Here is a 24,215-nt window from a genome sequence, read left to right as displayed (position 1 = left end):
CAATTTCTCATCTGCCATCACCTGACTTCAAAACTGCTGTGTTCCCCGCTGATAAATTTCATTGCTCCGATAATCGAATTTTCTGCCATATTGGATACGGCTTCATCCGTGTAAAATGCGGTATGCGGTGTTACAACGACATTGGAATAGGAACGCAGGATTGCTAGCTTTGGATTGCCAAGCGGTTCACCCATACGGTTAAAATAATACAGTCCGCTCTCATGTTCCACAACATCTAACCCCGCAAAACCAACTTTTCCATTTTCAATGCCTTCAATTAAAGCATCCGTGTCAATCAGCGCACCTCTCGCACAATTGATTATAATGACACCGTCCTTCATTTTCTGAATTGCCTGCGTATCAATCATGTGATAATTATCATCTGTTGCCGGTGCGTGCAGTGTAATAATATCACTTTCCCGAATCAGTCTGTCAAGGCTTACGTATTCTGCCTTTTCCCTTACTGCTTCCTGCTCGTAAATATCATAAGCAAGCATTTTACAGCCAAAACCGCCAAGATGGTCAATCACCGTTTTTCCGATGCGTCCCGTACCAATTACACCAACCGTACAGTCGCTGAACTCCCTACCGATTTTTCCTTTGAGCGTATAATCCTGAATCGCGGCACGTTCCATAATGTGCTTTGCCTTACGGCACCCCATCAGCATTAACATAATGGTATAATCCGCCACACTCGCCGGATTGTAAGTTACATGAGTCACACCCATGCCAAGCGTATGGGCATATTCCGTATCTATATGGTCATACCCAATCGTTCTTGATGAAATACAGCGGATTCCCGCCGCATGAAACGCATCAATCATCGGCTTATCCATAATTGTCGTGATAATATCCACAACATCATAGCCCTTTGCAAGCTCTACATTTTCAAGGCACGGTGTCTGTGTCGTATACCCGAATTCCACACCGTATTCCCCACAGAACTTCTCAAAAAAGGCCAGTTCATCATATTCTCTCATACTGTATACAAAAAGCTTCATTATACTACTCCTATTCTGAGCGATTTCTCATCTGCCATTAGGCAATTTGTTTTCACTCGGAAACAAATTGCTGTGTGAAAAATCTTTCATTTATGGATTTTTCACACTAGTCGGCATACTCTGACGTAATTCCTAAATATTCTTCCAGTGAAAGTCCACTGTTATACACCTTTGTTGCCATGTCAATGCCTAAGTAACGCAGGTGCCACGGCTCATACTGATAGCCGGTCTGTGCATCTTTTCCCTTTGGAAAACGGATAATAAATCCGTACTCCTGTGCATGCTGTTCCAGCCATGCACTTTCCTTCGTATTGCCAAAGGAATCATCAATCGTATTTAAATCAAAGCAGAGTCCCGTCTGGTGTTCCGAATATCCCGGTCTTGACGAATACGTATCTGCCAGTGCCTTTCCATCACTCTTTACATAATTGTTATACAGTGTCTGCTGACGGCTGTATGAGCGGTAACCTGAAGAAATGTAAATATTTAAGCCCTGTGCGGCAGCGGCTTTCTGCATGACTGCAAAGGCTTCTTTGACTTCCGGCAGCAAATCACCCGGTGCATAGCTTTCCGGCAGGGAATAAGACTTATTGGCAATCATCACGCCGCCGATATACGTCACACCGTCTACCACCTGAATGGCATAGCCCTTTGCCGTCACACTCTGTACCTGTGTGCCTGCAAGTGTTTCTCCGGCTGCTTCTGTCTGAGATGTCTGCTGACCCTGCACAGTATCTGTACCGTTTTCTGTCTGTGATACCGTCTGTGCAGAAGTATCATTCTGCACCGTCTGTGTCTTTTTATGATGTCTTATAATGCCAGCCACTACAAGCACTGCCACAAGCACAAGCGCTGCTGCAAGCACTGCCGCCCGCGCCGCGGCAGTCTGTCTGCGCCTGCGTGCCTTTTCACGTTTTCTGTTATCTATTCTTACCGGTTTTGTACCCATAATTCCTCCGATTCATATTAGGATAGCTTCTGTAAAAATGCTTTTGTTCTTTCATTATCCGGATTATCAATGACATCTTCCGGCTTTCCCTGCTCGACAATCACACCGCTGTCCATAAAAATAACACGGTCTGCCACTTTCCTTGCAAATGCGATTTCATGCGTTACAATCACCATCGTCATTTTTTCCTGTGCCAGCTCACGCAGTACCTTTAAGATACCGGCTGTAATTTCCGGATCCAGTGCCGAAGTCGGCTCATCAAAAAAGAGCATTTTCGGATTCATGGCAAGCGCTCTGGCAATCGCCACACGCTGCTGCTGTCCACCGGATAACTGTCCCGGATAGCTGTTTTCTTTTTCTGCAAGTCCTACTTTTCTAAGCAGCTCCCTTGCCTCTTTATAGACTTCATCCCTGTCACGCTTCTGCACATGTATCGGCGCATCCGTCACATTTTTTAAAACCGAATAATGCGGGAACAGATTAAAATTCTGGAAAACCAGTCCAAAATTATTCTTTAACTGTGCCAGCTGTTGTCTGGATACGTAATGGGTGGCTTCTCTCTCCGCATTATCCGTTGCCGCTTCCCCACAGTATTTCAAAACACCCTTATCCATTGTTTCAAGCAGGGTTGCACAGCGAAGCAGAGTTGATTTTCCGGAGCCGGATGGTCCGATAATTGCTACAACCTCGCCTTCTTCCACTTCCATTGATATATCTTTTAATACTTCAAGCTCGCCAAAACTTTTGCCGACATGCTTCATCTCTAATAATTTCATCTTAATTCCTCATTTCCGCAGACGCTTCCTGCCGCCTGCCTTTTTGGCAATCCGCAGATACGTTATCTATAATTTATCTGTAATACTGCATGCTCTTTTCAATCTGTTCCATAATCCATGCAACTAAGAAGTTGAAAATGTAGTAAAATACACCGGCTACAAACAGCGGCATAATGCTTGCATTCGTTGCCGCAACCTGTTTTGCGAGCGTAAACATTTCTGTGTATGCCAGTGCAAAGGCAAGCGATGTATCCTTTACCAGGGTAATCACTTCATTGGTTACAGGCGGCATCACCCGCTTTACCATCTGCGGGAATATAATACGTACAAAGGTCTGTGTCTTTGAATATCCCAGCACCTCGGCGGCTTCATACTGTCCTGCCGGAACAGCTTCGATACCGGCGCGGTAAATTTCTGCAAAATATGCCGCATAATTTAATGCAAAACCAATAATAACTGCATAGAAACGATACGAGTATGACAGTGAAATGCCAAACAGGTAATATGGTCCGAAAAATACAACCAGAAGCTGCAGCATCAACGGCGTACCACGCATAATTGAAATATAAATCTTTGCAATCCACTGTAAAAGCTTTACTTTACTCATACGGATAAATGTAATCACAAGTCCGAGCGGCAGTGAGAACACCAGTGTGAGAATAAAAATACCAAGTGTGGCAAACATGCCGTTTTTTAACTGCACAATGATTTCTCCCAGCTGTGCAACAGAATTTTTCTTCTGTGTCTGTCCGTTTTCGGCAAGCAGCACTTCATCTGCACCGCTCTGTCCCAGACATACGCTTTCTTCCAGCTTCCACTTCTGTGCGATTTCGTTAAATGTACCATCTGCCAGCATTTCATTTAACGCTTCCTGTACCTGATTTCTTAATTCGGTATTGCCCTTTTTAAAACCGATGCCATACTGCTCGGAAGATACGTGTTCATTTAACATCACATATTTGCTGCCTCGGGCTTCCAGTTCGTACTTTGCGACACCGATATCCATGCAGACCGCATCGACTGAACCGGATTCCAGATTCATAAACGCACTGTTATAATCAGACACCTGCTGTAAGGACTGAAAGCTTGCCGCAAGCGCACGGTTTGCTTCTTCTGCATCTTCTCCCGTAAATGCTGCCAATGCAGAGGAATCCGCCTGTACAACAACAACTTTTCCAGCAAGGTCGGAAAGCTTTGTAATGCCGGAGTCGGCTCTTACAACAACCACCTGTGAATTATCCACATAGGCAGAAGACCATGTATATTCATCTTCCCTGCCGTCCATTGTAAATCCGTTCCAGATACAGCTGATGGTTCCCGAATTTAATTCCATGTCCTTTGAATCCCAGTCAATCGGCTGCTTTACAAGTGTCCAGCCATTGCGGTTACAGACTTCCTGTGCAAGGTCCAAGTCAAAACCGACATATTCGCCGCTTTCATCTTTGTAACCATACGGCGGAAATTCCGCATCAAAGCCAACCGTAAAGGTTCCGTCTGACATCTGCGCTTTTTCCTTTTTGCCACAGGCTGCCATGCCGCCTGTCAATGCCGATATTATCAGCAATACTGTAAGTGCTTTTAAAATCTGCCTTTTCATTTTGTTTCTCCAATCCCTTTTTGTCTTTATCTTCACAGCAGGCATGCCCGGCTGCTAAATCGGCTCTTGTACCGCATTTTACCTTACGGAATTCTTTTCCAATAATCAAAATGCGGCAGTTTTTAAAAGGTTATCCTCTTTCAAAACTGCCGCACATCATTGTACTACAAACTACTTTGTTGTCTGGATTCCCAGTGCCTGCTTTGCCCTTTCGATGGAATCTGAATGAATGTATATATCACACTTGGAATTTTTACGGCTGCTGATTACATGAAACAGCCCTGTGTGAAATTTCCACTTTTCAAAATAAGAAATATTATTCTTGCGCAACACTTTTTCTATTTTTTTGCATTCTTCCAACGTCACATCTGAACGAAGCAGACGTTCATTGGTATGAATCTCAGCGGTACTAAACTCACTCATGCCCTATCACCATTCCTTCCATTTCTTTGGCTATCATAGCACACTCTTCACAAAAAATCCAACATTTTCTAATCGTCATTTCCTCACGGTATTATAAAACATCAGCTAACCTTTGATGATGCTTGCGACATGGAATTTATGTACGTTTTCTTCCATGCTGTCTGCAATGTCAACCAGCTGCTTGGTCTTTGTGTTACAGTCGTTGACAATTTCACCGAGTTCCACCATAGATGCAGATGTTTCTTCGGTGCTTGCCGCATTTTCCTGGGCAATCGCTGCCAGACTTTCTGCACTGCCGAGTACCTCTCCCTTTAATCTATCTAAGGATTCCACTTCCGTAGAAATACTTTCAATGGCTGTTACTACATTGTTTACCTCTTCATTCAAATGCTCAAATATGTCTTTTGTAGTATTTAACTTTTCATACTGTCCGGTCATTTCCTGTCGGACAACCCCCATGGTTTCCACACTGGTATTGGAATTTTCAATCAATTCTGCAACAATCTCACCGATTTCTTTTGCAGTATTGGCAGACTGGTCTGCTAACTGTCTGATCTGGTCTGCAACAACGGCAAAGCCTTTTCCGTATTCACCTGCTCTTGCGGCTTCAATGCTCGCATTTAATGAAAGCAGATTAGTCTGACCTGCAATATCCGTAATCATATCTACGGCATTACCAATATGCATAACAGACTGATTGGTTTCATTGGTCTGGTTATAAACTGCAGCTAAAGATTCTTTATTTCTGTCACTGATTGCCATCAGTTCCTGAATGGTTGTATCCAGCTGTTCATTATGTTCCTTCATCTGTTCAGTACTCTGTGTCAGTGAATCGACATTCTGGGAGGTCTTTGTAATGGCATCACCCATATCATTAATCTGGCTGCTTACTTTCTGCGTTTCATCCGCCTGGCTTGTCGCTCCATTTGCAATTTCATCCACAGCCACATTTACATTTGAAATAGAATTATTAATCGTTTCAAATTTTTTCTGAAAATCATCTTTAAATTCAGCCAGTTCTCCTGTTGAGTGATGGATATTTACAACAATAGAAGCCAGCCCTCCTATCAGGGTATGGACTGAACGCGCAATATTACCAATTTCATCACTTCTTTGTAAAAGCTTTTCACTGATTTTAAAATCCATTTCCCCATCTGCCACTTCATCCAGATGTCCGATTACCTTTGTAATTGCTTTCACGATAAATGTTATAACCACAGCAAGCAGTGCACAGGCCATCAGCGTAATTATAATCATAAATACCGTTGTGTTAACCAGACGTTTTTTATAAATTGCTTTTACATCACTTGAAGGCATTCCTGTAAAAATAATTGCCTGACTGCTGCCATCTGCATTTTTTAAAGCCTCATAATAACCGTAATACTCTGTACCTTCAATATCCACATTATCGGAGAAATACTTTCCATCCTGCATTACTTTATCATAAACACTGTCCGGAATGGCAGTCCCTGTAACACGCTTCCCATCTTTGTCAATAGTGCTTGTTACCATACGTGTCTTCTTCCAAAATACGGTTACATCCACATTGGTCTTCTTTTTAAAATCGTCAATTGTCTGATTATTTGAGTTCAGATTATAGTTCCCCTTATAAAGATTTGTACCATCACTGTGGTAATCACCACTGCCTAAGCTGTCGAATGTCATCTCCAATGCATAGGATGCTGTCTGCATTTCATGCATGACCAGTTTTTTGGCAACCACTGAACCGACCGAATGAATTGACACACCTGCAAGCACTACAATCAAAATCAGCGGTATTAATGCCGTAATAAGAATCTTTGTCATCAGATTCAGTCCCTTTTTCTTCTCCAATACCTTGTCGTCCATCTCAAAGTCCTCCTTCGTTTATCCTGACTATTAATATTTATATTTTATTACAATCTGGATTAAAAAACAAGTAACAGAAGCTTTTTTTCGGACTATTTTCCTATGCCAATGCTTTCCTCTGAAGCCATTTTCCGCTTAAAAACCGCCAGCCAAACAGTGCTGATCTTGCACCCCAGTCTACAAACATGCCAATCCATATACCAAGTACACCCATCTGCAGCACGATGCCAAAGAAATACGAACTGCCGACACGGAATATCCACATTGAAGCGATGCTTACAATCATGGTAAAGGTTGCATCTCCCGCTGCTCTCAGCGCATTTGACAGGGTAAAGGACAGCGGCCAGATAAACAGGGATGTAACGGCAAAGCAGTGTAATATCTGCTCAGCAATCCGCACGGCTTCCGGTGATAAGTGAAAACACTTTGCAATCGTTCCCGCCAGTAAAAACAACGCAATATTGCATATCCAGTCACCCAGATATGCCAGTCCGACGAGCTTTTTCGTATACTGCTTTGCCTGCTTTTTTTCACCGGCACCAATACACTGTCCGACAACCGTAATCAGTGCCAGTCCCATTGCATTTCCCGGAATATTGGCAAAATCAATCACCGTATAGCCTACGGAATTGGCGGCAATTGATGCCGTGCCAAACGTTGCAACCATACTGGTTACAGCAAGCTTTCCAATCTGGAACATTCCGTTTTCGACGCCGCTTGGAATACCGATTGCAAGAATTTTCTTAATAATACTGCCGTCCGGCTTTAATTCCGACCATTTGTCAATGCGGATTGGATTGGTCTTTCCGCAGACAAGCAGAGTAATCACTATGCCTGCCACGATCCGGCTAAGCAGCGTTGCCAGTGCCACACCAAATACCGCCCAGTGGAAACCAAATACAAATATGGCATTTCCCACAATATTAATCACATTCATCAGCAGACTGATCTGCATACTGATTTTACTGTTGCCGATGCTTCTAAATATCGCAGCCCCCGCATTGTAAATGCCTAAAAACGGGAACGACAGCGATGTTACCGTAAAATAAAGCACTGCACTGTCCATAACATCTTCTGACACATTTCCGAATACCGCATGCAGCAGCCCTCTCGTTCCGATTAAAGAAAGCAGTGTCATACAGACAGAAAAAACGAGCAGCACAGTTTCTAACTGTGCGCCCGATTTCTTCGCGCCTTCTTCTTTTCCTTTTCCGACAAACTGACTGCATACAACAGCACCACCTGTTGCCAGTGCTGCCATGACCTGAATAATCAGTCTGTTAATATTATCCACCAGTGCCACGCCTGAAATCGCAGCTTCTCCTGCCTGGCTGACCATTAATGTATCCACCATGCCGACACTGACTGCAAGCAGCTGTTCAAACATCAGTGGAATGATGAGCTTTTGTAAATCTTTTTTACTGAATAACATTTGTAACTCCTCCCGCAAAACGCTATGAAAGCAGCGAAAATTTTCCTTTGGAACTGATTTCAATATCTACCTTACAGTCTGATACCTGTTCGTAATTTAACTCCAGCGCATAATCAATACTGATTGTCAGCTTATCCTCTGTGCGCTGCATATCAACGCTTCTCGAAAAAATGCCAAGGTAGATATTACCATACGGTGTTTCGTAAAAGGTCATCGTTTTTTCGCCCGGCACAAAAGACAGGTGTGCGGTTACAGGACCTTTTTTTGTAACCTCAACCGAATTTCCCGCAATTTTAATGGTACTTGTACATTTTTTTGTCGTTCCTTCTAAGACCTCGTCGTATTTTATGTATTCTTTGCCATTGATAATCCGGTAACGACCGACATTAATCACTTCAACCGGGTCATCCTCATCCTCTTCATAATCGCGCGGTACATTCTGCGCAGCAAGCTGCAGTCCCTTGATATTGATATATACTTTTTCTTTCATGGTTTCTCCTAATACTGTTCGATGTTAATCTGCTGTGTCATGGTAATGTCAAACGGCAGAATTGCATTGGCAAATGCCTTAAACTTGTCTGCTGCATCACTGACATAAAAACGATACATTGAAGACGGACTGTCTACCTCACAAATATTGGCAAGGCTTTCCCGTTCTAACACATTTTTTAATTCAATCGCCGTTTCATATGCCGGATTAACCAGATTGACATGCTCACCCATCGTCTTCTGAATCGTGGAACGTAACAACGGATAATGGGTGCAGCCCATAATCAGCGTGTCAATATCCTGCTGTTTTAAGCCTTCCAGGTACCGCTGTGCCATCTGATCCGTAATTGTATCATGCCACATGCCTTCCTCAACCAGCGGTACAAACAGCGGACATGCTTTTCCGATAACTTCTACATCCGGTTTAAAGGATTTGATAAATTCCGCATAAACGCCGCTGCGGATTGTGCCTTCCGTCCCAATCAGACCGACTTTACCGTTTTTTGTGGTCTGTGCCGCCATTTTTGCCCCCGGCTTTACCACCCCGATAATCGGTAGGTCAAACTCCTTCTGCATGGTATCCAGCGCAAATGCACTGGCTGTATTACACGCAATGACAATTGCTTTTACATTTTCTGTCTGCAAAAACCGTATAATCTGTCTGGAATACTTTGTCACGGTTTCTTTTGATTTACTGCCGTAAGGAACTCTTGCCGTATCGCCGAAATATACAATCCGTTCATTCGGAATCTGACGCATGATTTCCCGCGCCACGGTAAGTCCGCCTACTCCTGAGTCAAATACGCCGATTGGCTCCTGTCTTCCCATAGGATTTCTTCTCCATTCTGCCGCACAGAGCGGCTTTTCTCTATCTTTATTATACTTTTCATTCATCATTTCAAATAATCCGCCTCACAGCCGTAAAACCATATGCACGCTTTCACTTTTTCTCCGCAAACAGGCGGTTTAAAAAGGTTAAATACTTACACCGGTACTCAACCCGGGTATTAGTTATAGCATTATATTCATCTTCTGTCAAAATATTCTTTAAAGTATCTTTTGAGGTATCCGGAAGCACGCCGTAAGACGTATCCACAAAGCAGAGCGGCGGGTATAACACACACCACCAGTTTTTTCCGTCGTGAGCTCCAATGTCAATACGGAATGCCTCATATTCTCCGGGCGGAAATGTCACATCGCCGTATGACTTCATCGGAAAATAACTATTTTCAAAATAAACTGCCACATCATAATCACTGCCCGCTTCCCGCAGGGTATCTAACGCAAGTGTACGGATATTTTCCGTCTGTTCCTCTAAAATCTGTCTGGACTGTTCAATATCCTGTGACTCCCTTAACAACGGCTCCATATATGTAACGACACGGTCTTTCACCTGAAGCTTTAACTGCTGGTCTGCTTCCGAATCACTGTTTGCCCGCACATGAAACCGGATAATCTCTGTAGCAATCCCCTGTGCAATGCCCGCACTGTCCTGCTGCCATGCCGCATATCCTTCTGCCGTGCGTATTCCTGCCATTCCAACCGTTAAAATTAAAATCACCATTATAAATACAGATAGTCTGCGTTTTTTCTTTCTCATAATACTCCCCCATTCCACAAGCACTTTAATGCCGAAGAAAACGCGAACTGAATTTATTTAAGTTCTGCGATAAGCGCAGCTTTGTGGCGCCTGCGGCACAAAGCTGCCAACGTCAGGTTACATTTGACGTGTGAAAAATCTTTTATTCCGGCGTTTTCGTTCTAAATGGAGTATTACCGTAAAAACACAGACTATACATTTATTTTTAATTTTTAATGATTCAGCAGCCTGCTGATTCCCTTTTCCTGATTGCTGATATGCTGATGAATCACGGTCTTTGCAACCGGTACATTCTTATCACGGATCTGCTTGATAATATCATTATGTTCACTGATAATAATAGAATGTGTTCTCGCATCTTTTACATATTCCAGACGGTAACGGTACATCTGTTCCCGCAGATTGTTGATAATCTGTATGAGGCGTGCATTGTTTGTCATGGAATACAAAATATCATGGAACTTCACATCCGCTTCTACAATATTCACGGCATCCTTTGATACGATTGCAGATTCAAAGACCTTATTGGCACACTTTAATTCTTCAATCTTTTCATCGGTTACATTTTTAATGGCAAGCTCTACGACCAGTTCCTCTAATGTAGAGCGCACTTCCAGTACATCCTTCATATCCTTTTCCGTGATGTGGGCAACCTCGGCACCCTTTCGCGGAATCATGATAACCAGTCCTTCCAGTTCAAGCTTACGGATGGCTTCACGGATCGGTGTTCTGCTGACCCCCAGCTTTTGTGCCAGCTGAATTTCCATAAGACGTTCTCCCGGCTCCATTTCACCTCGTAAAATTGCCTGTCTTAATGTATTAAAGACAACATCTCTTAAAGGAAGATAATCGTTGACATCCATCTTTAATTCGCCTTTCATCTGTCTGATCCTCCGTTCTTTATATAATCATTAATTAAAATTCTCTGTAATATATACCTGTCTGGCATCGCCTTTTTTCTTTAAAAATGCCTGGCACGCAAGCGTGGTCTGCTCATCCGGGAAAATGCCAAATACAGTCGGTCCGCTTCCGCTCATCATTGCGTTAATTGCCCCGTGGGAGAGCATATCCTGCTTAATTGTTTCAATCACCGGATATAACGGCACAGTTACATTTTCAAGGACATTGCCCATAGACTGTGCAATCCGCACAACGTCCTGTGCTTCAATTGCCCGGATAATTCCGTCAATATCAGGGTGCTTTTGTATGCCGCCCATATCGAGCTGTTCATAAACCAGCCTGGTGGATACATTAATCTGCGGTTTTGCAATTAAAATCCACATATGCGGTACAGGTGTGATTCGTGTAAGCTTTTCTCCGATGCCTTCTGCCAGTGCCGTTCCCCTCATGACACAATACGGAACATCTGCACCCAAGCGCACCCCCAGTTCCATCATCTTTCCCATAGAAAGATTCAGTCCAAACAGCCTGTTCACACCAAACATCGTCGATGCCGCATCCGTACTGCCGCCCGCCATGCCTGCCGCAACCGGAATAAACTTATTCAAATCCACGGAAACGCCACCCGGAAAGTGGTATTCATCTTTTAATAATTTGATTGCTTTATAAATCAAGTTATTTTCGTTGACCGGCAAAAATGCAAGATTGGACGTGATACGGATTTCCTCTTCGGGAATCTTTGTCAGAATCAGCCTGTCGTAAATGCCAATCGTCTGCATGACCATGCGCACTTCATGATAACCGTCTTCGCGTTTTCCCAAAACATCCAGCCCTAAGTTAATCTTTGCTCTTGCCTTCAATCTAATACTATCCATGATTTTCTCCAAATTGTTTCTTGTATGTTGTATACACAGTTTTATTATATAAAATCAACTTTTTAAATGCAAGTAATATTTATCAGATTGCTTCTTTGTTTCTGCGGTATTTATTAGGTGCTATGCCCTTAATTCTACGGAACGCATCCCCAAAATAATTGCTGTCGTTAAAACCGCACTCAAATGCAATATCCGTAATAGAATGATTCGTTTCAAGTAACAGACGGCACGCATTTTTAATACGGACATTCACAAGGTATTCTTTAAACCCAAAGCCGGTTGCCTGCTTAAATTTCTTTGACAGATAGGAACGGCTGATATGAAACCGCTCTGCCATATCATCAAGCGTTATTTTCTTATCGTAATGCTCATAAATATAGGTGGCAATCTCCTGCATCAGCTGATTATCCACATCAATTTCCTTATAGACATTATTCTCGTACTGCTGACAACGTATCATAAACAGCAGAAGTTCAAGCAGTCCCGCCTGGATAAATGCAGGCGATAAAATATCCTGTCCTTCACTTTCAAAAAGCAGCTTATTTAAAAGGGCTTCAATGTAATCACGCCGCTTGCTTGGAATTGAAATCACACCGGTTTTTAAACTCTTTGATACAATCTCATCGCCAATAAGACTTCGTATCCAGTTTAATTCCTCCTCGCGGAAGCTTAACACATACCGCTCCACCGGTATCTTTCCGTGAAAGGTACTTCTGTGAATATCCCCCGGCGGAATAATAATCAAATCGCCCTTTGAAAGCTTATAAATACTGTGATTTACAAAACAGGTACACTCCCCGTTGATCAGATAGGTAATATCATAAAACGGATGTACATGCGAGGTTTTCATCTGAAATCCTGCTTCTCTTGTAATTCTGTCAATTTTAAAATCAGTCGGCATGTCATTTAAAATACTAAAATCCACCGGAATGTTCTCTGATTTGTTTTTTTTCATACAATCCGCTCCTTTAAAACAATTTTTCTGTATTTATTGCATTTTTAAACGATATTTTCGTAGAAATTACTGTTTTTTATGTTACTATTTATATAGTCACAAATTATCTTTGCGTTGTCAAGATGATTTTTATGTTTTTAGGACAAAGGAGGGGCTTATGTCAAAACCTTTAAGCGCGGACAGACGCAATATGATTCTGAGCGGAAATCTGATACAGGCAATTTTAATGCTTGCCATTCCGGTCATGATAAACAGCTTTATCCAGTCAATGTATAACTTAACGGATACGTTCTGGCTTGGAAGAATCGGAACAGAATCACAGGCAGCAATCACGCTTGTCTCCCCGATTCAGAATATTTTAATAAATTTTGGTACCGGGCTTACAACCGCCGGTGCAATTTTAATTTCGCAGTATCTCGGTGCAAAGGAAGACCGTCAGGCAAACAGCATGGCAAACCACGTATGCTTGTGTTCCCTGCTATTTTCACTGGTCTGCGCCGCCGTCTGCTGGTGTATTACACCGGGTATTGTCGGCTGGTTAGGTGCCGAAGGAAATATTTTTTTGTACGGAATTTCATATTTACGCATTGTAGTACTTGACTTACCATTCCTTTTTATGATAAATATATATACAGCGGTTAAACAATCGCAGGGTGACACGGTTCGTCCAATGCTTTTAAATGTACTGGGTGTATCCATAAATTTGATACTGGATCCGTTATTTCTGATGAAATTCGGCTGGGGAATCAGTGGTGCGGCACTGGCTACACTGCTTGCAAAGATTCCGAGTGCTGTTCTGGCACTATATGTATTAACCCGCAAGGGACAGCTGATTCAGATTAATTTTAAAGGATTCCGTTTTGAAAAGACAAAAATGCTTTCGATTCTGAAAATCGGTCTTCCAACGGCAATCGGTGGAAGTACAATGCAGTTTGGTTTTCTGCTGATGACAAAAAATGTCAATGCATACGGAACAACCGCTACAACTGCTTACGGAATCGGCAATAAAATAAACAGCATTATTACCATGCCTGCCAACGGTATCGGCTCAGCCATATCGACCATTGTTGGGCAGAATTTCGGAGCCGGTAATATTAAACGTACCGATAAATCTTATCACATCGCATTACGGATTGGAGCCGTTTTCTTATTTGTATGCGGCATGATTTTATCCAGACGTTTCATTGCCGAGCCAATCGTCCGCTTCTTTACTTCGGACGATGCAGTTGTCCCGCTTGCCACGGATTTCTTATCCATTATGGCAATCTGCTGCTGGACAAACGCATTTTATAACGTAACCCAGGGATTATTTCAGGGTTGCGGGCATACGATGATAACAATGATTGTTGATGCGTCCCGTATCTGGGTATTTCGTTTTCTTACCCTGTGGGTGTGTGCAACACTCCTGCATATGGGCGTTGAAAGTATCTGGTATGCCGTAGTAGTAAGTAATGCGACTTCCGCATTGATACTCTACATTTTATATTGGACAGGTATTTGGAAACACCGCACTGTAAAGATTGAAAAAAGTGCAGAGCCAGACCCGTCTGCAACTTAATTAGCCAGTTTCCCCTATTTCGATATATCCCCGTTGGCGCATCCCCCCTCAGCGCTGGCGGGGATTCTTTTTGTACTTATATATCCCAAAATAGACCTGTACCACAAATACAAAACGCAGGAGGCAGCCCCATAGGGCGTACCTCCTGCTCCTCTCCCGGGCTGCCACACTCCTCACAGATTTTTATATCCGCACGACGAAGTCAAGTAACACGTTGAGGAGTGCGGATATAAAAATCCATCACCGTATATAATTCGTCTTCACCTTCGCCTCTGCCTCCGGCACTGCCACACCATTGTTCTTTCCGGCTTCGATACATTTTAACATCCATGCCATATTCCGACCTAAAATACGCATCGTCTGTAAACCTTCTTTATCCTGACAGACTTCTTCCGGTGTATTGCCATGCACCATATTCCAGTAATTTGATGAAACAACCGGCATCTGCGCAATCGTAAAATACTTGTTTAACTGGTCAAGTGCCGCAGTTGCGCCGCCGCGTCTGCAGCTGACTACTGCCGCACCCGGCTTGTGTGCCATTGGATAACCTGCATAAAACAATCTGTCAAGGAATGACGTAATCGCCCCTGAAGCCGATGCGTAGTGTACCGGTGAACCGAATACAAAACCGTCTGCATCCTTTGCCTTTAAAATTGCTTCATTTAAAGTATCGTCATTGTATACACACTGATGATTTCCTGTCTTTGCACAGTAACCACAGCCCATACAGCCCTTTACCGGCGCTGTTCCGATATGAAAAATTTCTGTTTCCACACCGTTTCTTTCAAGTTCATCTGCCACCTCTTTTAAAGCCGTATATGTACATCCTTCTTTCTTCGGACTTCCGTTGATTAATAAAACCTTCATAATTCCTCCATTTCTGCCATTCTGGCATCTTTGATTTTGTAAATTTGTAAACAACTGTATTTTACCAATACTATGTGGGAAAGTAAACGGATTATGACAAACATCAGATTACATATTGAATAAATCCGCATGTGAACCGGTATCAACCAAGGTCAGGGTAAGAACATCATTTTCCTTTAAATATATCAGTAACCAATCCGGCTGGATATGGCATTCTCTAAATCCCTGATATTTTCCTTTTAACTCATGGTCACGATATTTTTCCTCCAACGGAATATTCTTCTGTAACATCGTAACCACTTCATCTAATAATTCTAAGTTTAAACCTCTCCTCTTTGCAAGTTTAAGACTTTTCTTAAATTTTCCGGTAAGTATTAATTCATACTGCATTAATCAATATCCTCCAAAGCCTCCGACAAACTGCTATATCTCTTTGTATCAGGGTCTTTACTGATTTTCTTTGCTTCTTCCATTGCTTCTAACACTTCCGGCTTATACTGTGGGAGTTCAACGCTAAACGGTAGTCCACCTCTTAATACACACTGTCTTAAAAAAATATTCATTGCCCCGGACATATCCATTCCCAACTGTGCAAAAAGTTCACTCGCCTGTTTTTTTAAATTCTCATCAATTCTTACCTGTGTCGGTACTGTTGCCATAAAAACACCTCCATTTTTAAATAACATTATTATATGCTGTTTTTATAATTATATTATACGTTTTTGATTTACATTGTCAATCATTTGTATTATTTTTTATAATATCAATTTGGGCTTGATTTTTCCCCTGTCCTGTCCGATATATTAAATAGAAGCAAAAATACTGCAAATGCGTCGCCACGGAGGGCAGTAAAATTTATACCACGCACACCCGGTATGAATTTGAGCAGCGAAAAGGTGTGCAGAAATGAGGTTTATAATGAGTTTAAATGGAATTAATGCAGGTTATGCAGCTACTGCTGCAACAGCGATTGAAAAGGTTCAGAAAGCAGATAAGGCAACAGCTTCTTCTAAAGAATCCGCTTACAAATCCGAAGCCGGTGCTACCTACGAAACAACCGTCAGTGCTTCTTCTAAACGGACAAAAAATGCCGCACTGGTTGCCCAGTTAAAAGCTGATTCAGAAAAACGTTCTGCACAGATGCAGTCCCTTGTTACACAGATGTTCCAAAAACAGGGTATTGCTATCGGTACAGCCGATGATATGTGGAAGGTTCTTGCAAGCGGTAATTTTACTGCGGATGCCGATACGATTGCCCAGGCAAAGGAAGACATTTCCGAAGACGGCTACTGGGGTGTTAATCAGACTTCAGACCGTATTTTTTCATTTGCACTTGCTCTTTCAAACGGTGATGAAAAGCAAATGGAAAAAATGGTAAAGGCTGTGGAAAAAGGATTCTCCCTTGCTACCAAATCATGGGGTCAGGAGCTGCCTTCTATTTCAAGCGATACGCACAGCGCTATTATGGATAAATTTGACAATTGGTTTAAGGAAAACGGCTCTACTGCCACAACTGCCGATTTGCTCAAATAAATCACACATTCAGGCTATGTTTTACGGCAATGCCGCTTCTTATTAAAAATTATAATTTTTAAAATTTAAAACTCCGGCAGCACTTTTAAGACTGTATATTTCCAATATTTCGGGAATACAGTCGTTCTGCTGCCGGAGGTTTTTACTTCTATTACTGTCTTCTCTATTCTGTCAGATTTTCCTTAAATTTTCCTAAAACCATCAGAACCACTATGATAATTAATATAATTTTAATGTACAGGCAGACCTCATAAAAAACACCCGTAATATCTGCCGCAAGAACTACCATAATAAATGCCGAATAAATTACAATGCTTTTCCATTTGTACTTTTTTACTTCTTCATCATCTAATGGTTTATTCTTATTTTCAACCGGTGCAAGCACCGCCATTATTATATATGCACCCAGCAGAATAAACCAGACTGCCACTTTTAAATCATGCACTCTGCAAAATATCCATATGCCGACAGTCAACAGATAGGTCAGTACAAATGCAGCATTGCAGTAAATTAATAAATGAATCAAAGGCTGTCATAATTTTCCCTTCTAATGCAGCATTTTGTATGCAAGCCACCGGCTTTTGAGCATACTGATTTTGTCTGCACTCACTGCAAATTCGTAGTTCTCATGCAGTTGTACCGTTTTCCCCTCAATCGCTGTGACATATTTTAAATGCACCATTCTTCCTCGGCTTATTTTTACAAAATCATGTGCTTCCAGCTCATCTTCAACCCGCATTAGCTTATCCCGCACGCGGATATTTTCGTTCTCCAGCAGTATCACCATATCGTGTCCGTAGATTTCCACCGCATAGACTTTATACAGCGGAACTTCCACGACTGCTGCTCCGCCGCCAAACACAAACCGGCTGTATTTCTGCCCGATGAAGCGCCGGATTTCCTGCCCTGCAATTTGCAAATCGTCCTCTGCATGGCTTTTTCTGATAAACCCCAGCGGTCTGCATACAAAGGCTTCTGTGATATAATGCTCATAATTGGTCATGTATACAACCGCCAGTTGTGAATCCTGCATACTTAACCGTCGTGCCACCTGAAATCCTATGGTATCGCCAAACTCAATATCCATAAAAATAATATCAATTTTATCTTCACGATAACATTTTAAAATCTGTTCCTGATTCAGATAAATGACACACTCAACCGGCTGCGGCAGATGAAAGGTCTGTAATATCAATGCTTTCATTTTTTCCGCATACACTTTATCATCATCACATATTGCAAATCTTACCGCTGTTTCCTGCATTTTTAATTTCCCCGTTTATTATAATTTATTTAAGCTGTACCCATTCCGCATTTAAAATATCTTCTTTCTTTATATAACAGATTGTATCCAGTTGTTTTATAAAAAGATACTTTTCATCTCCAAAATAAACTCCTGTACAGTCTTTTCCGCAGTCTATTTCCCTGATTAAATTAAAACTCCTGTCATACACATAGATTACTCTTTCTATACGGCTCGCTGCGTCTGTCATACTTCCCATTCCGGCATTATCCAAATAAAAATACTGACCGTCATAAGAAATACCGGCAACAAGTATATTTTTATCTGCCTGTACTTCTAAAGTTTCTTTTTGTGTTTTAAAATCATAAACATACAATCCCGTACCACTTTCAAAATAAACCAATGTATCTCCCAGCACAAAATAATCCGATACCTGCTTGTCAATTACTTTTTCCGCTATGCCATTTCCGTAATCATATCTGTATAACCGTTCATCGGCATAATGCGTTTTACTATCCATATCCAGCCGATATTCCATTACAATAAAATACAGATAACCGCCAAAATCTCTTGCTCCTGTAATCGCCGCACCAACTCCACTGTATTCATAGACTGTTGACACTGTATAATCCCCTATTGATATTTTCTTTATTTCCTGAACATGATTTTCACTTCCTCCGGCATTTCCCACGCTGTCATACGCATAAATATCATTTTCATGAAAAACCAATGAAACAGACGAAAATTTGTCCATTGCAAATAAAGCGCATACATCTTCCCTTCCGCTTCCGTCTGAATCTATTTTACACAAATAGCCCATCCCCTCTTTCTTATGGATTACATATAAAAAATCTTTATAGTAATATACCGTTCCAAATTGATATGCCTCTCCTGAAAGTACCGCTCTGCACGCATCCGTTTTATGGGTACATTCCGGCAGTGCGCATAACACAACTCCATTTTCATTTTCTACCTGTGTATAATACAATCTTATCTTTCCGTCTGCATCATATTGTGTATAATAATATCCTCCATTTCCAGCCGCAATGTGATGTGTGTCTGTATTCCAGCTGCTTTGCGTGTCCGTTACACCGTCTTTAATTTCCGATGCTGAATGATTGTTTTTAAATACATATACATATGTGGCAATTCCCCCTAAAAATACTACCGCCACCACAATGCCTGTTATAAATGCTATTTTTTTCTTTTTCATACTTTTTATTCCAGTTCTTTCCACTCCTATGCCGTCAGAATGTCAGCTTTAACATCAATCCGTCACCCGCAAAATCTCCCCGCCGTCAATTTCATACACAATTTTACAGCACGCTTCCACCTGCTGTTCTATATGGCTGGTCATCAGCAGTGTTCCGCCGTTTTCAACAAATGCTTTTAAAATGTCTTCGACCTTTTTTACCGACTTTTTATCCAGTCCGTTCATCGGCTCGTCTAAAATCAACACCTGTGGCTTTTCCATCACTGCCTGCGCAAGTCTTAACTTCTGCTTCATTCCGACAGAATATTTTCCAACCTTTTTATTTCTGTCTTCATATAAATCAAATTGTTTTAAAACCTCTATAATCTCCGCTTCTGAAATTTTCTTTTGGATTTCCGCAAGAATTTTTAAATTTTCAAGACCGGACAAACTGTTTATAAACTCCGGTTCTTCGATGACAATTCCTGCATCATCAATAAAATCCTGCTCTTTTCCGATAATTTTTCCCCGGTAAATGACCTGTCCTTCTGTCAAAAGGGAGTATCCACACAACGTCTTAAAAAAGACACTTTTTCCGCAGCCGTTTGGTCCTACAAATCCGTAACTATTGCCCTTTTCAAACTCCATGCTTACATTTTGAAATATCAGCTCATTTTTAAATTTCTTTGTTCCATTTTCTATCTTTAAAATCACTTCGCCCATATATACCCTCATTTCCAAATCTAAACAAATCTGCTGCAAAACGGCACTCCGTCTGCTCTTACGGTAAGACCGCCGCACCGTTTCTCTGTCTTAGCACAAATCCATTGTTTTTATCTTTTTTCTCACAACAAGTTCTGTTACCGTATTCAACACGATTAATATTAAAATACCGCACAGGCTTTCCACCGCGCCTGTAATGCGTCCGAACAAAGCAATCCCTGCCAGCCCTGTGGCAACAAGCAGTACCGCATACAGACTGCCATGCAGGACTTTGCTTTCGCAGTGGTTCAGATACCCCTTTTTCCCATACCGATGCAGTTTCATTGAACGGTATTTTCCGGATTCATGCTGTAGAAATAAAAATATGACCAAATAAACTGCCATATAAAATACAAACACACTGATGAACCAGAACTGCCGCGTAAAAAAGTCGTGTGCATAATTTTCACTGTCCAAAATACATTGTAATAATGTACTGTCTGCTGCCGGACCGGATTTTTCCAGTGACACTCCAAGCAGAAATACATTCCAAAGCGCCGCCCACACCGCACACAGGCTTCCTATGTATTTAATATATTTTTTTGATAAACATTTTTTCATCACCGAATCTTCCTATCCTGTCTATAGGGCAGATATGCCAGTCCTATGACAATAAGAACGCACAATCCGTAATTTATCACGGTTCTTGGCGCTGCAATCCATTTCCACCTATAGTATGCCGTATCCAATATAAATGGCTGGATAAACGGTCTGCCTGCCATAAATTTTAATACACAGATAAACAAATACAGCACTAATGCCCCTGCTGCGCCTTTTTTCCCCAGCAAAATTCTTAAAACCAGCTGCAAAAATCCGATGATAAGCAGATTCACATAACTGATAATCAGAAATTTTATCATTGCACCGCATGATACAAAAAATCCACGGTCAAATACCGCGGAGGCAGCGCCTGTAATCATTCCTGCCGCAAAAAATACTGCCAGATAGACACATGCTGACATCATCTGATTTTTCATATATTGAATATATAAATTCTTAACAGAACGATACCTGTAAATCGACATTGCCGTTAATTCATTCATTTTATCTGCCATTAAAAATATATAGCACCCATACAGAACCAGCGGAGAATACAGTCCATCTGTAAATGCCATTCCGCCAAAGTCATAAATGGCATATGCTATAAAAATAAACAGTACAATGAAATATTTTTTGTTACGCATTTATTTTTTCCTCTTTTTTAAAGAAAATAATCAGCAGACCGCAGGATAACAGTACCGGTAAAATAAGTGAATCCATTGTCTGTAATGCTGTTCTTATCGTTGGATTATGATATACATAACCGTAAAATCCGTACAGGAATGTTGGTTCAAATTTTCCGATAAACCATGCAAGTCCTGCCTGCTGTTTTAAAAATGTGCACCGGAAAAATTCCAATACAATCTGTGTTCCCCAAAAATATCCCAGCATCCAAAGCAATGCCTGATAGCTTTTCTTACAATACAGTGCAATCACACAGCCAAACAATGTATAAACAAAAGTTCCCATTAATATAGAAGGAATCCCCTGAACCATATAATACAAATACGGACTTGCCGCACTAAAACCCTCACCAAAAATGCCGTCAAATGTATTTCTCGGTATATATTCCATGCGGTTTCCCATAATGCAGTACCCGATACTCAGATAGAAGATATAAATAATGTAATACCACAACGCATTTATCCACGAATACTGAAAAATCGTTGAAAGAATTACCTTCTTCTGGCTTTCTCCCCGGACATATCGAAACGTAAATAATCCGTTCTTTTCCTGATAAAACAAAATCAGCACAGCAAGCATCAGAATGAACATAATCGTTGTTGTGTATCCCTGTATATTCATATATTCGCTCAGATACATACTGCTCTCCAACATATCGTGGCGTACCTGTTCTGCCTTTTGAGCATTATAATCAACGGAATTTTTATTATAATTAAACAAAATTTCAACTATTCCTGATGAAAATCCCCAATATATGAGCATACTCAATAACGAAACCGTCATTTGTATAACCCGGAATTTTCCAAATGCCCTGTATTTTGTCAGCTGCACTGCTTTCCCCTCCTCTTATGTATTTCCTGATTTTCACCTTAATTTAAATACATCAATTTACAATAACATAGCCTGCGATAACAATTACCTGATTATTTTTGATGATATATGCTATATTTCTATTACAAATCAACAAGTCTTGAACTGCACCTTTTTTTGTGTGTTTACTCCAGTTCTTCCCACTCCTGCGCCGTCAGAATATCAGCTTTGGAAATATAAAATACCTTGTCACCGCTTTCTGCAAATAGATAATCCGCATCACCGTAGTACAGCTTCATATTGCTCTGCATATTGATTTTGTTGCATACATTTCCGTCGGTATCCAATACATAAACCACTCTGTCTATTGCACTTTTGGCATCTGTGGCACTGCCGATGCCGCCATTTCCCATATACAGATACCTGCCGTCAAATGACAATGAAGCAACGGCAATCATGGCATCTGCCTTATATATCAGTTTCTGTTCTGATGAATCCAGCCTGCACTGATACAGCCCCTCTCCGATAACATAGTAATATAAAATGTTATTCTGCAAATCTACATAGTAATCCGATATGTTTTTGCCCTCTGCTACTGTCTGTACCGTTCCTGTGTCATAATCATACGCATACAGTTGATACTGAAACGACTGCTTCAACGTATCTTTGTTAATTTCATATGTTCTGACTTTAAAAAATAATTTATTGCCAAAGCTTCTTGCCCCGGAAATTGCACTTCCCGTACCGCGGTAAGTGTATATATCTTCACTTTTCTTTGTGTCCAGTTCAACTTTTTTAATCGTTTCATCCTGTTCCTGCTCACTGCCTGCATGTCCCGTATGGTCATACACATATGCCGCATTATCATGAAAAACCATACTGACAGATGTCACATTTGCATTTGGAAACAATTCACAGATTTCCTCTCTTTCATTGCCGTCCGGCTGGATTTTTGTCAGCACACCCATTCCGTTTTTTACTTTTATCATATAAATGTTTCCTTGATAATAATGAACCGGCGATGACAGATATTCTGATGTCAGAAAAAAGGCATTACACTGCACATCGCCATGATTACATTCTGCCTTACTGCACACCGCAATAGACCTTTGCACGCTCTCATCATAAAAATATAGGCACATTCCCTTTGATTTCATCTGCAAATAATAATATCCGCCCTCCGCTTTGGCAATACCGTGTACATCTGTATTCCAACTGCTCTCCTCATTTTCACCGGCTGACACCGTATCTGTCCGGATATCCACCGTTACCGCATCATCTTTGACTTTGTTGCGGTTCAGAAACCATATTCCTGCCACAACAACACAAGCTGCTATACAGATACCACCGATAATATAGCTTATTTTTCTTTTTGACATAAAATCAGCCCCTTTACATTTAACAGTAAAATTTTTGCACCTAACCACTATATGTATACTTGTCTTCTGCCGGGATTCAATCCGGTTATACCAGCTGTATTTCATAAAAGATAAGATACCCCACACTGTACGCGCTTGACGACTTTATCTTTGCATACTTTGTGACCGTTGTACCGTCTTCATATGTAATGTCCGCACTTATGATTACCTTCTCCAAGGCTTCTATCAATAACTGCTGTTCTTCCAAGGCGCTCTGGCTTTTGGCCTCTGAGTATAAACGTAAATATAAAGTTTCCGTACTTTCCGGCAAAAGCTTTACTGCGGCATTGTCATCATAAATAATTTCACGATATGACGTCGGCAGTTTTTCGTCCTCACCTTTTGCATACAAAGCCCCCGGTATATTTTCAACCGTATATGAAATCTCTTTTACATTTTCGTCTTCCATAAAAAGCTTCTGAATATCCAGATATGTCACCTGATATTTCTTCTCACCAAATGAATTTGCAATGGAATACACAGTTGTCTGCATACTTTTTCCGTCATAAAGCGCCTTTTCGTCTTGAAACTGTCTGTCATTACAGATTTCTTTCACCTCATATCCTTCGGTTTTAATATAATGATACTGATTTCCGTTTTCATCATATAAATATTCCTGTGACTGTTCTGTACTATTTTCTGCCGCCGTTTCAGTTATATTTACATAGGACTGTTCTTTTGTTTTCTGCGTACAGCCTCCTGCCAGCCCCGCTGTTACCCCTAAAATCAGCATTAATTCAACAATTTTTTTATTTTTCATACA

27 protein-coding genes and 1 pseudogene are annotated in these 24,215 nt (G+C 41.3%); 2 read left to right on the top strand and 26 right to left on the bottom strand.

Translation table 11 applies throughout. From position 1 onward, the window contains the following. Window positions 1-17: 17 nt before the first annotated feature. From WMO37_RS11390 to WMO37_RS11325, 14 genes and pseudogenes are all read right to left on the bottom strand, one after another. A complete protein-coding gene (locus WMO37_RS11390; protein WP_022431795.1) occupies window positions 18-1,001 on the bottom strand; it encodes a D-isomer specific 2-hydroxyacid dehydrogenase family protein in 984 nt (327 codons plus the stop codon). Window positions 1,002-1,107: 106 nt separating this feature from the next. Beyond that, window positions 1,108-1,950, bottom strand: coding sequence for a M15 family metallopeptidase (locus WMO37_RS11385; RefSeq protein ID WP_227089950.1), 843 nt, complete (start codon window positions 1,948-1,950; stop codon window positions 1,108-1,110). 17 nt (window positions 1,951-1,967) lie between these two features. Continuing rightward, complete coding sequence (locus tag WMO37_RS11380) at window positions 1,968-2,726, bottom strand: amino acid ABC transporter ATP-binding protein (RefSeq protein WP_227089949.1); 759 nt, start codon at window positions 2,724-2,726, stop codon at window positions 1,968-1,970. A 73-nt stretch (window positions 2,727-2,799) separates the two neighbouring features. After that, a complete protein-coding gene (locus tag WMO37_RS11375) occupies window positions 2,800-3,444 on the bottom strand; it encodes an amino acid ABC transporter permease (RefSeq protein ID WP_264473948.1) in 645 nt (214 codons plus the stop codon). A 156-nt stretch (window positions 3,445-3,600) separates the two neighbouring features. After that, a pseudogene (locus WMO37_RS11370) lies at window positions 3,601-4,227 on the bottom strand (amino acid ABC transporter substrate-binding protein); the annotation flags it as partial. Between the two features lie 267 nt (window positions 4,228-4,494). Beyond that, window positions 4,495-4,746: a hypothetical protein gene (locus tag WMO37_RS11365; protein WP_022431791.1), complete on the bottom strand. Its 252-nt coding sequence runs from the start codon at window positions 4,744-4,746 to the stop codon at window positions 4,495-4,497. Between the two features lie 105 nt (window positions 4,747-4,851). Then, window positions 4,852-6,594 (bottom strand): methyl-accepting chemotaxis protein, encoded by a 1,743-nt coding sequence (locus WMO37_RS11360; RefSeq protein ID WP_349155072.1) that lies wholly within the window; start codon window positions 6,592-6,594, stop codon window positions 4,852-4,854. A 100-nt stretch (window positions 6,595-6,694) separates the two neighbouring features. Further along, on the bottom strand, window positions 6,695-8,026 hold the full coding sequence (locus WMO37_RS11355; RefSeq protein ID WP_022431789.1) for an MATE family efflux transporter: 1,332 nt from the start codon (window positions 8,024-8,026) through the stop codon (window positions 6,695-6,697). A 22-nt stretch (window positions 8,027-8,048) separates the two neighbouring features. Further along, window positions 8,049-8,516 carry a YwiB family protein gene (locus tag WMO37_RS11350; RefSeq protein ID WP_022431788.1) on the bottom strand — a complete coding sequence of 156 codons (468 nt, stop codon included), beginning with the start codon at window positions 8,514-8,516 and terminating at the stop codon, window positions 8,049-8,051. An 8-nt stretch (window positions 8,517-8,524) separates the two neighbouring features. Next, window positions 8,525-9,343 carry a glutamate racemase gene (murI, locus tag WMO37_RS11345; protein ID WP_227090122.1) on the bottom strand — a complete coding sequence of 273 codons (819 nt, stop codon included), beginning with the start codon at window positions 9,341-9,343 and terminating at the stop codon, window positions 8,525-8,527. A gap of 112 nt (window positions 9,344-9,455) precedes the next feature. Beyond that, the gene (gene spoIIR / locus WMO37_RS11340; RefSeq protein WP_022431786.1) at window positions 9,456-10,115 is read right to left on the bottom strand and encodes a stage II sporulation protein R; all 660 of its coding nucleotides are present in this window, start codon (window positions 10,113-10,115) and stop codon (window positions 9,456-9,458) included. 212 nt (window positions 10,116-10,327) lie between these two features. Further along, window positions 10,328-10,996, bottom strand: a complete 669-nt coding sequence (locus WMO37_RS11335; protein ID WP_022431785.1) for a GntR family transcriptional regulator — start codon at window positions 10,994-10,996, stop codon at window positions 10,328-10,330. Between the two features lie 30 nt (window positions 10,997-11,026). Then, window positions 11,027-11,890 (bottom strand): 4-(cytidine 5'-diphospho)-2-C-methyl-D-erythritol kinase, encoded by an 864-nt coding sequence (gene ispE / locus WMO37_RS11330; RefSeq protein ID WP_227089947.1) that lies wholly within the window; start codon window positions 11,888-11,890, stop codon window positions 11,027-11,029. 82 nt (window positions 11,891-11,972) lie between these two features. Then, complete coding sequence (locus tag WMO37_RS11325) at window positions 11,973-12,845, bottom strand: AraC family transcriptional regulator (RefSeq protein WP_227089946.1); 873 nt, start codon at window positions 12,843-12,845, stop codon at window positions 11,973-11,975. 157 nt (window positions 12,846-13,002) lie between these two features. Here WMO37_RS11325 and WMO37_RS11320 point away from each other — a divergent pair, with 157 nt between their 5' ends. Further along, window positions 13,003-14,403 carry an MATE family efflux transporter gene (locus tag WMO37_RS11320; protein ID WP_349155071.1) on the top strand — a complete coding sequence of 467 codons (1,401 nt, stop codon included), beginning with the start codon at window positions 13,003-13,005 and terminating at the stop codon, window positions 14,401-14,403. Between the two features lie 240 nt (window positions 14,404-14,643). On the opposite strand, the gene WMO37_RS11315 is transcribed toward WMO37_RS11320, so the two are convergent. From WMO37_RS11315 to WMO37_RS11305, 3 genes are all read right to left on the bottom strand, one after another. Next, window positions 14,644-15,270 carry a flavodoxin family protein gene (locus WMO37_RS11315; protein WP_022431781.1) on the bottom strand — a complete coding sequence of 209 codons (627 nt, stop codon included), beginning with the start codon at window positions 15,268-15,270 and terminating at the stop codon, window positions 14,644-14,646. 108 nt (window positions 15,271-15,378) lie between these two features. Beyond that, window positions 15,379-15,660 carry a type II toxin-antitoxin system YafQ family toxin gene (locus tag WMO37_RS11310; protein ID WP_022431780.1) on the bottom strand — a complete coding sequence of 94 codons (282 nt, stop codon included), beginning with the start codon at window positions 15,658-15,660 and terminating at the stop codon, window positions 15,379-15,381. Continuing rightward, window positions 15,660-15,929, bottom strand: coding sequence for a type II toxin-antitoxin system RelB/DinJ family antitoxin (locus tag WMO37_RS11305; protein ID WP_022431779.1), 270 nt, complete (start codon window positions 15,927-15,929; stop codon window positions 15,660-15,662). Before WMO37_RS11305 ends, WMO37_RS11310 begins: the two co-directional genes overlap by 1 nt. Window positions 15,930-16,188: 259 nt before the next feature. On the opposite strand from WMO37_RS11305, the gene WMO37_RS11300 reads away from it, so the two are divergent. Continuing rightward, window positions 16,189-16,803 (top strand): hypothetical protein, encoded by a 615-nt coding sequence (locus WMO37_RS11300; protein WP_349155070.1) that lies wholly within the window; start codon window positions 16,189-16,191, stop codon window positions 16,801-16,803. 163 nt (window positions 16,804-16,966) lie between these two features. Here the strand turns inward: WMO37_RS11300 and WMO37_RS11295 are convergent, their stop codons facing one another. The 9 genes from WMO37_RS11295 to WMO37_RS11255 form a co-directional block, all read right to left on the bottom strand. Then, complete coding sequence (locus tag WMO37_RS11295) at window positions 16,967-17,329, bottom strand: accessory gene regulator B family protein (protein WP_349155069.1); 363 nt, start codon at window positions 17,327-17,329, stop codon at window positions 16,967-16,969. Between the two features lie 21 nt (window positions 17,330-17,350). Next, on the bottom strand, window positions 17,351-18,067 hold the full coding sequence (locus tag WMO37_RS11290; protein ID WP_349155068.1) for a LytR/AlgR family response regulator transcription factor: 717 nt from the start codon (window positions 18,065-18,067) through the stop codon (window positions 17,351-17,353). Window positions 18,068-18,092: 25 nt separating this feature from the next. Continuing rightward, the gene (locus tag WMO37_RS11285; protein ID WP_349155067.1) at window positions 18,093-19,259 is read right to left on the bottom strand and encodes a hypothetical protein; all 1,167 of its coding nucleotides are present in this window, start codon (window positions 19,257-19,259) and stop codon (window positions 18,093-18,095) included. A gap of 54 nt (window positions 19,260-19,313) precedes the next feature. After that, on the bottom strand, window positions 19,314-20,000 hold the full coding sequence (locus WMO37_RS11280) for an ATP-binding cassette domain-containing protein (RefSeq protein WP_349155066.1): 687 nt from the start codon (window positions 19,998-20,000) through the stop codon (window positions 19,314-19,316). 51 nt (window positions 20,001-20,051) lie between these two features. Beyond that, the gene (locus WMO37_RS11275; RefSeq protein WP_349155065.1) at window positions 20,052-20,561 is read right to left on the bottom strand and encodes a hypothetical protein; all 510 of its coding nucleotides are present in this window, start codon (window positions 20,559-20,561) and stop codon (window positions 20,052-20,054) included. Continuing rightward, complete coding sequence (locus tag WMO37_RS11270) at window positions 20,561-21,184, bottom strand: hypothetical protein (protein ID WP_349155064.1); 624 nt, start codon at window positions 21,182-21,184, stop codon at window positions 20,561-20,563. Before WMO37_RS11270 ends, WMO37_RS11275 begins: the two co-directional genes overlap by 1 nt. Continuing rightward, window positions 21,177-22,055 (bottom strand): hypothetical protein, encoded by an 879-nt coding sequence (locus tag WMO37_RS11265; protein ID WP_349155063.1) that lies wholly within the window; start codon window positions 22,053-22,055, stop codon window positions 21,177-21,179. Before WMO37_RS11265 ends, WMO37_RS11270 begins: the two co-directional genes overlap by 8 nt. Window positions 22,056-22,219: 164 nt before the next feature. Continuing rightward, window positions 22,220-23,413, bottom strand: coding sequence for a hypothetical protein (locus tag WMO37_RS11260; protein ID WP_349155062.1), 1,194 nt, complete (start codon window positions 23,411-23,413; stop codon window positions 22,220-22,222). A gap of 85 nt (window positions 23,414-23,498) precedes the next feature. Further along, a complete protein-coding gene (locus WMO37_RS11255) occupies window positions 23,499-24,212 on the bottom strand; it encodes a hypothetical protein (RefSeq protein ID WP_349155061.1) in 714 nt (237 codons plus the stop codon). Window positions 24,213-24,215: the final 3 nt, after the last annotated feature.

It is taken from the genome of Lachnospira intestinalis (assembly GCF_040095895.1).
In the GTDB taxonomy this organism is placed as follows: Bacteria; Bacillota; Clostridia; order Lachnospirales; family Lachnospiraceae; genus Lachnospira; species Lachnospira intestinalis.
This window is presented reverse-complemented; position numbering and strand designations above follow the sequence as displayed.

Coding starts and splice junctions, on each gene's coding strand:
- WMO37_RS11390 (WP_022431795.1), bottom strand. CDS start 1,001: ATGAAGCTTTTTGTATACAGTATGAGAGAATATGATGAACTGGCCTTT.
- WMO37_RS11385 (WP_227089950.1), bottom strand. CDS start 1,950: ATGGGTACAAAACCGGTAAGAATAGATAACAGAAAACGTGAAAAGGCA.
- WMO37_RS11380 (WP_227089949.1), bottom strand. CDS start 2,726: ATGAAATTATTAGAGATGAAGCATGTCGGCAAAAGTTTTGGCGAGCTT.
- WMO37_RS11365 (WP_022431791.1), bottom strand. CDS start 4,746: ATGAGTGAGTTTAGTACCGCTGAGATTCATACCAATGAACGTCTGCTT.
- WMO37_RS11360 (WP_349155072.1), bottom strand. CDS start 6,594: ATGGACGACAAGGTATTGGAGAAGAAAAAGGGACTGAATCTGATGACA.
- WMO37_RS11355 (WP_022431789.1), bottom strand. CDS start 8,026: ATGTTATTCAGTAAAAAAGATTTACAAAAGCTCATCATTCCACTGATG.
- WMO37_RS11350 (WP_022431788.1), bottom strand. CDS start 8,516: ATGAAAGAAAAAGTATATATCAATATCAAGGGACTGCAGCTTGCTGCG.
- murI (WP_227090122.1), bottom strand. CDS start 9,343: ATGGGAAGACAGGAGCCAATCGGCGTATTTGACTCAGGAGTAGGCGGA.
- spoIIR (WP_022431786.1), bottom strand. CDS start 10,115: ATGAGAAAGAAAAAACGCAGACTATCTGTATTTATAATGGTGATTTTA.
- WMO37_RS11335 (WP_022431785.1), bottom strand. CDS start 10,996: ATGAAAGGCGAATTAAAGATGGATGTCAACGATTATCTTCCTTTAAGA.
- ispE (WP_227089947.1), bottom strand. CDS start 11,890: ATGGATAGTATTAGATTGAAGGCAAGAGCAAAGATTAACTTAGGGCTG.
- WMO37_RS11325 (WP_227089946.1), bottom strand. CDS start 12,845: ATGAAAAAAAACAAATCAGAGAACATTCCGGTGGATTTTAGTATTTTA.
- WMO37_RS11320 (WP_349155071.1), top strand. CDS start 13,003: ATGTCAAAACCTTTAAGCGCGGACAGACGCAATATGATTCTGAGCGGA.
- WMO37_RS11315 (WP_022431781.1), bottom strand. CDS start 15,270: ATGAAGGTTTTATTAATCAACGGAAGTCCGAAGAAAGAAGGATGTACA.
- WMO37_RS11310 (WP_022431780.1), bottom strand. CDS start 15,660: ATGCAGTATGAATTAATACTTACCGGAAAATTTAAGAAAAGTCTTAAA.
- WMO37_RS11305 (WP_022431779.1), bottom strand. CDS start 15,929: ATGGCAACAGTACCGACACAGGTAAGAATTGATGAGAATTTAAAAAAA.
- WMO37_RS11300 (WP_349155070.1), top strand. CDS start 16,189: ATGAGTTTAAATGGAATTAATGCAGGTTATGCAGCTACTGCTGCAACA.
- WMO37_RS11290 (WP_349155068.1), bottom strand. CDS start 18,067: ATGCAGGAAACAGCGGTAAGATTTGCAATATGTGATGATGATAAAGTG.
- WMO37_RS11285 (WP_349155067.1), bottom strand. CDS start 19,259: ATGAAAAAGAAAAAAATAGCATTTATAACAGGCATTGTGGTGGCGGTA.
- WMO37_RS11275 (WP_349155065.1), bottom strand. CDS start 20,561: ATGAAAAAATGTTTATCAAAAAAATATATTAAATACATAGGAAGCCTG.
- WMO37_RS11270 (WP_349155064.1), bottom strand. CDS start 21,184: ATGCGTAACAAAAAATATTTCATTGTACTGTTTATTTTTATAGCATAT.
- WMO37_RS11260 (WP_349155062.1), bottom strand. CDS start 23,413: ATGTCAAAAAGAAAAATAAGCTATATTATCGGTGGTATCTGTATAGCA.
- WMO37_RS11255 (WP_349155061.1), bottom strand. CDS start 24,212: ATGAAAAATAAAAAAATTGTTGAATTAATGCTGATTTTAGGGGTAACA.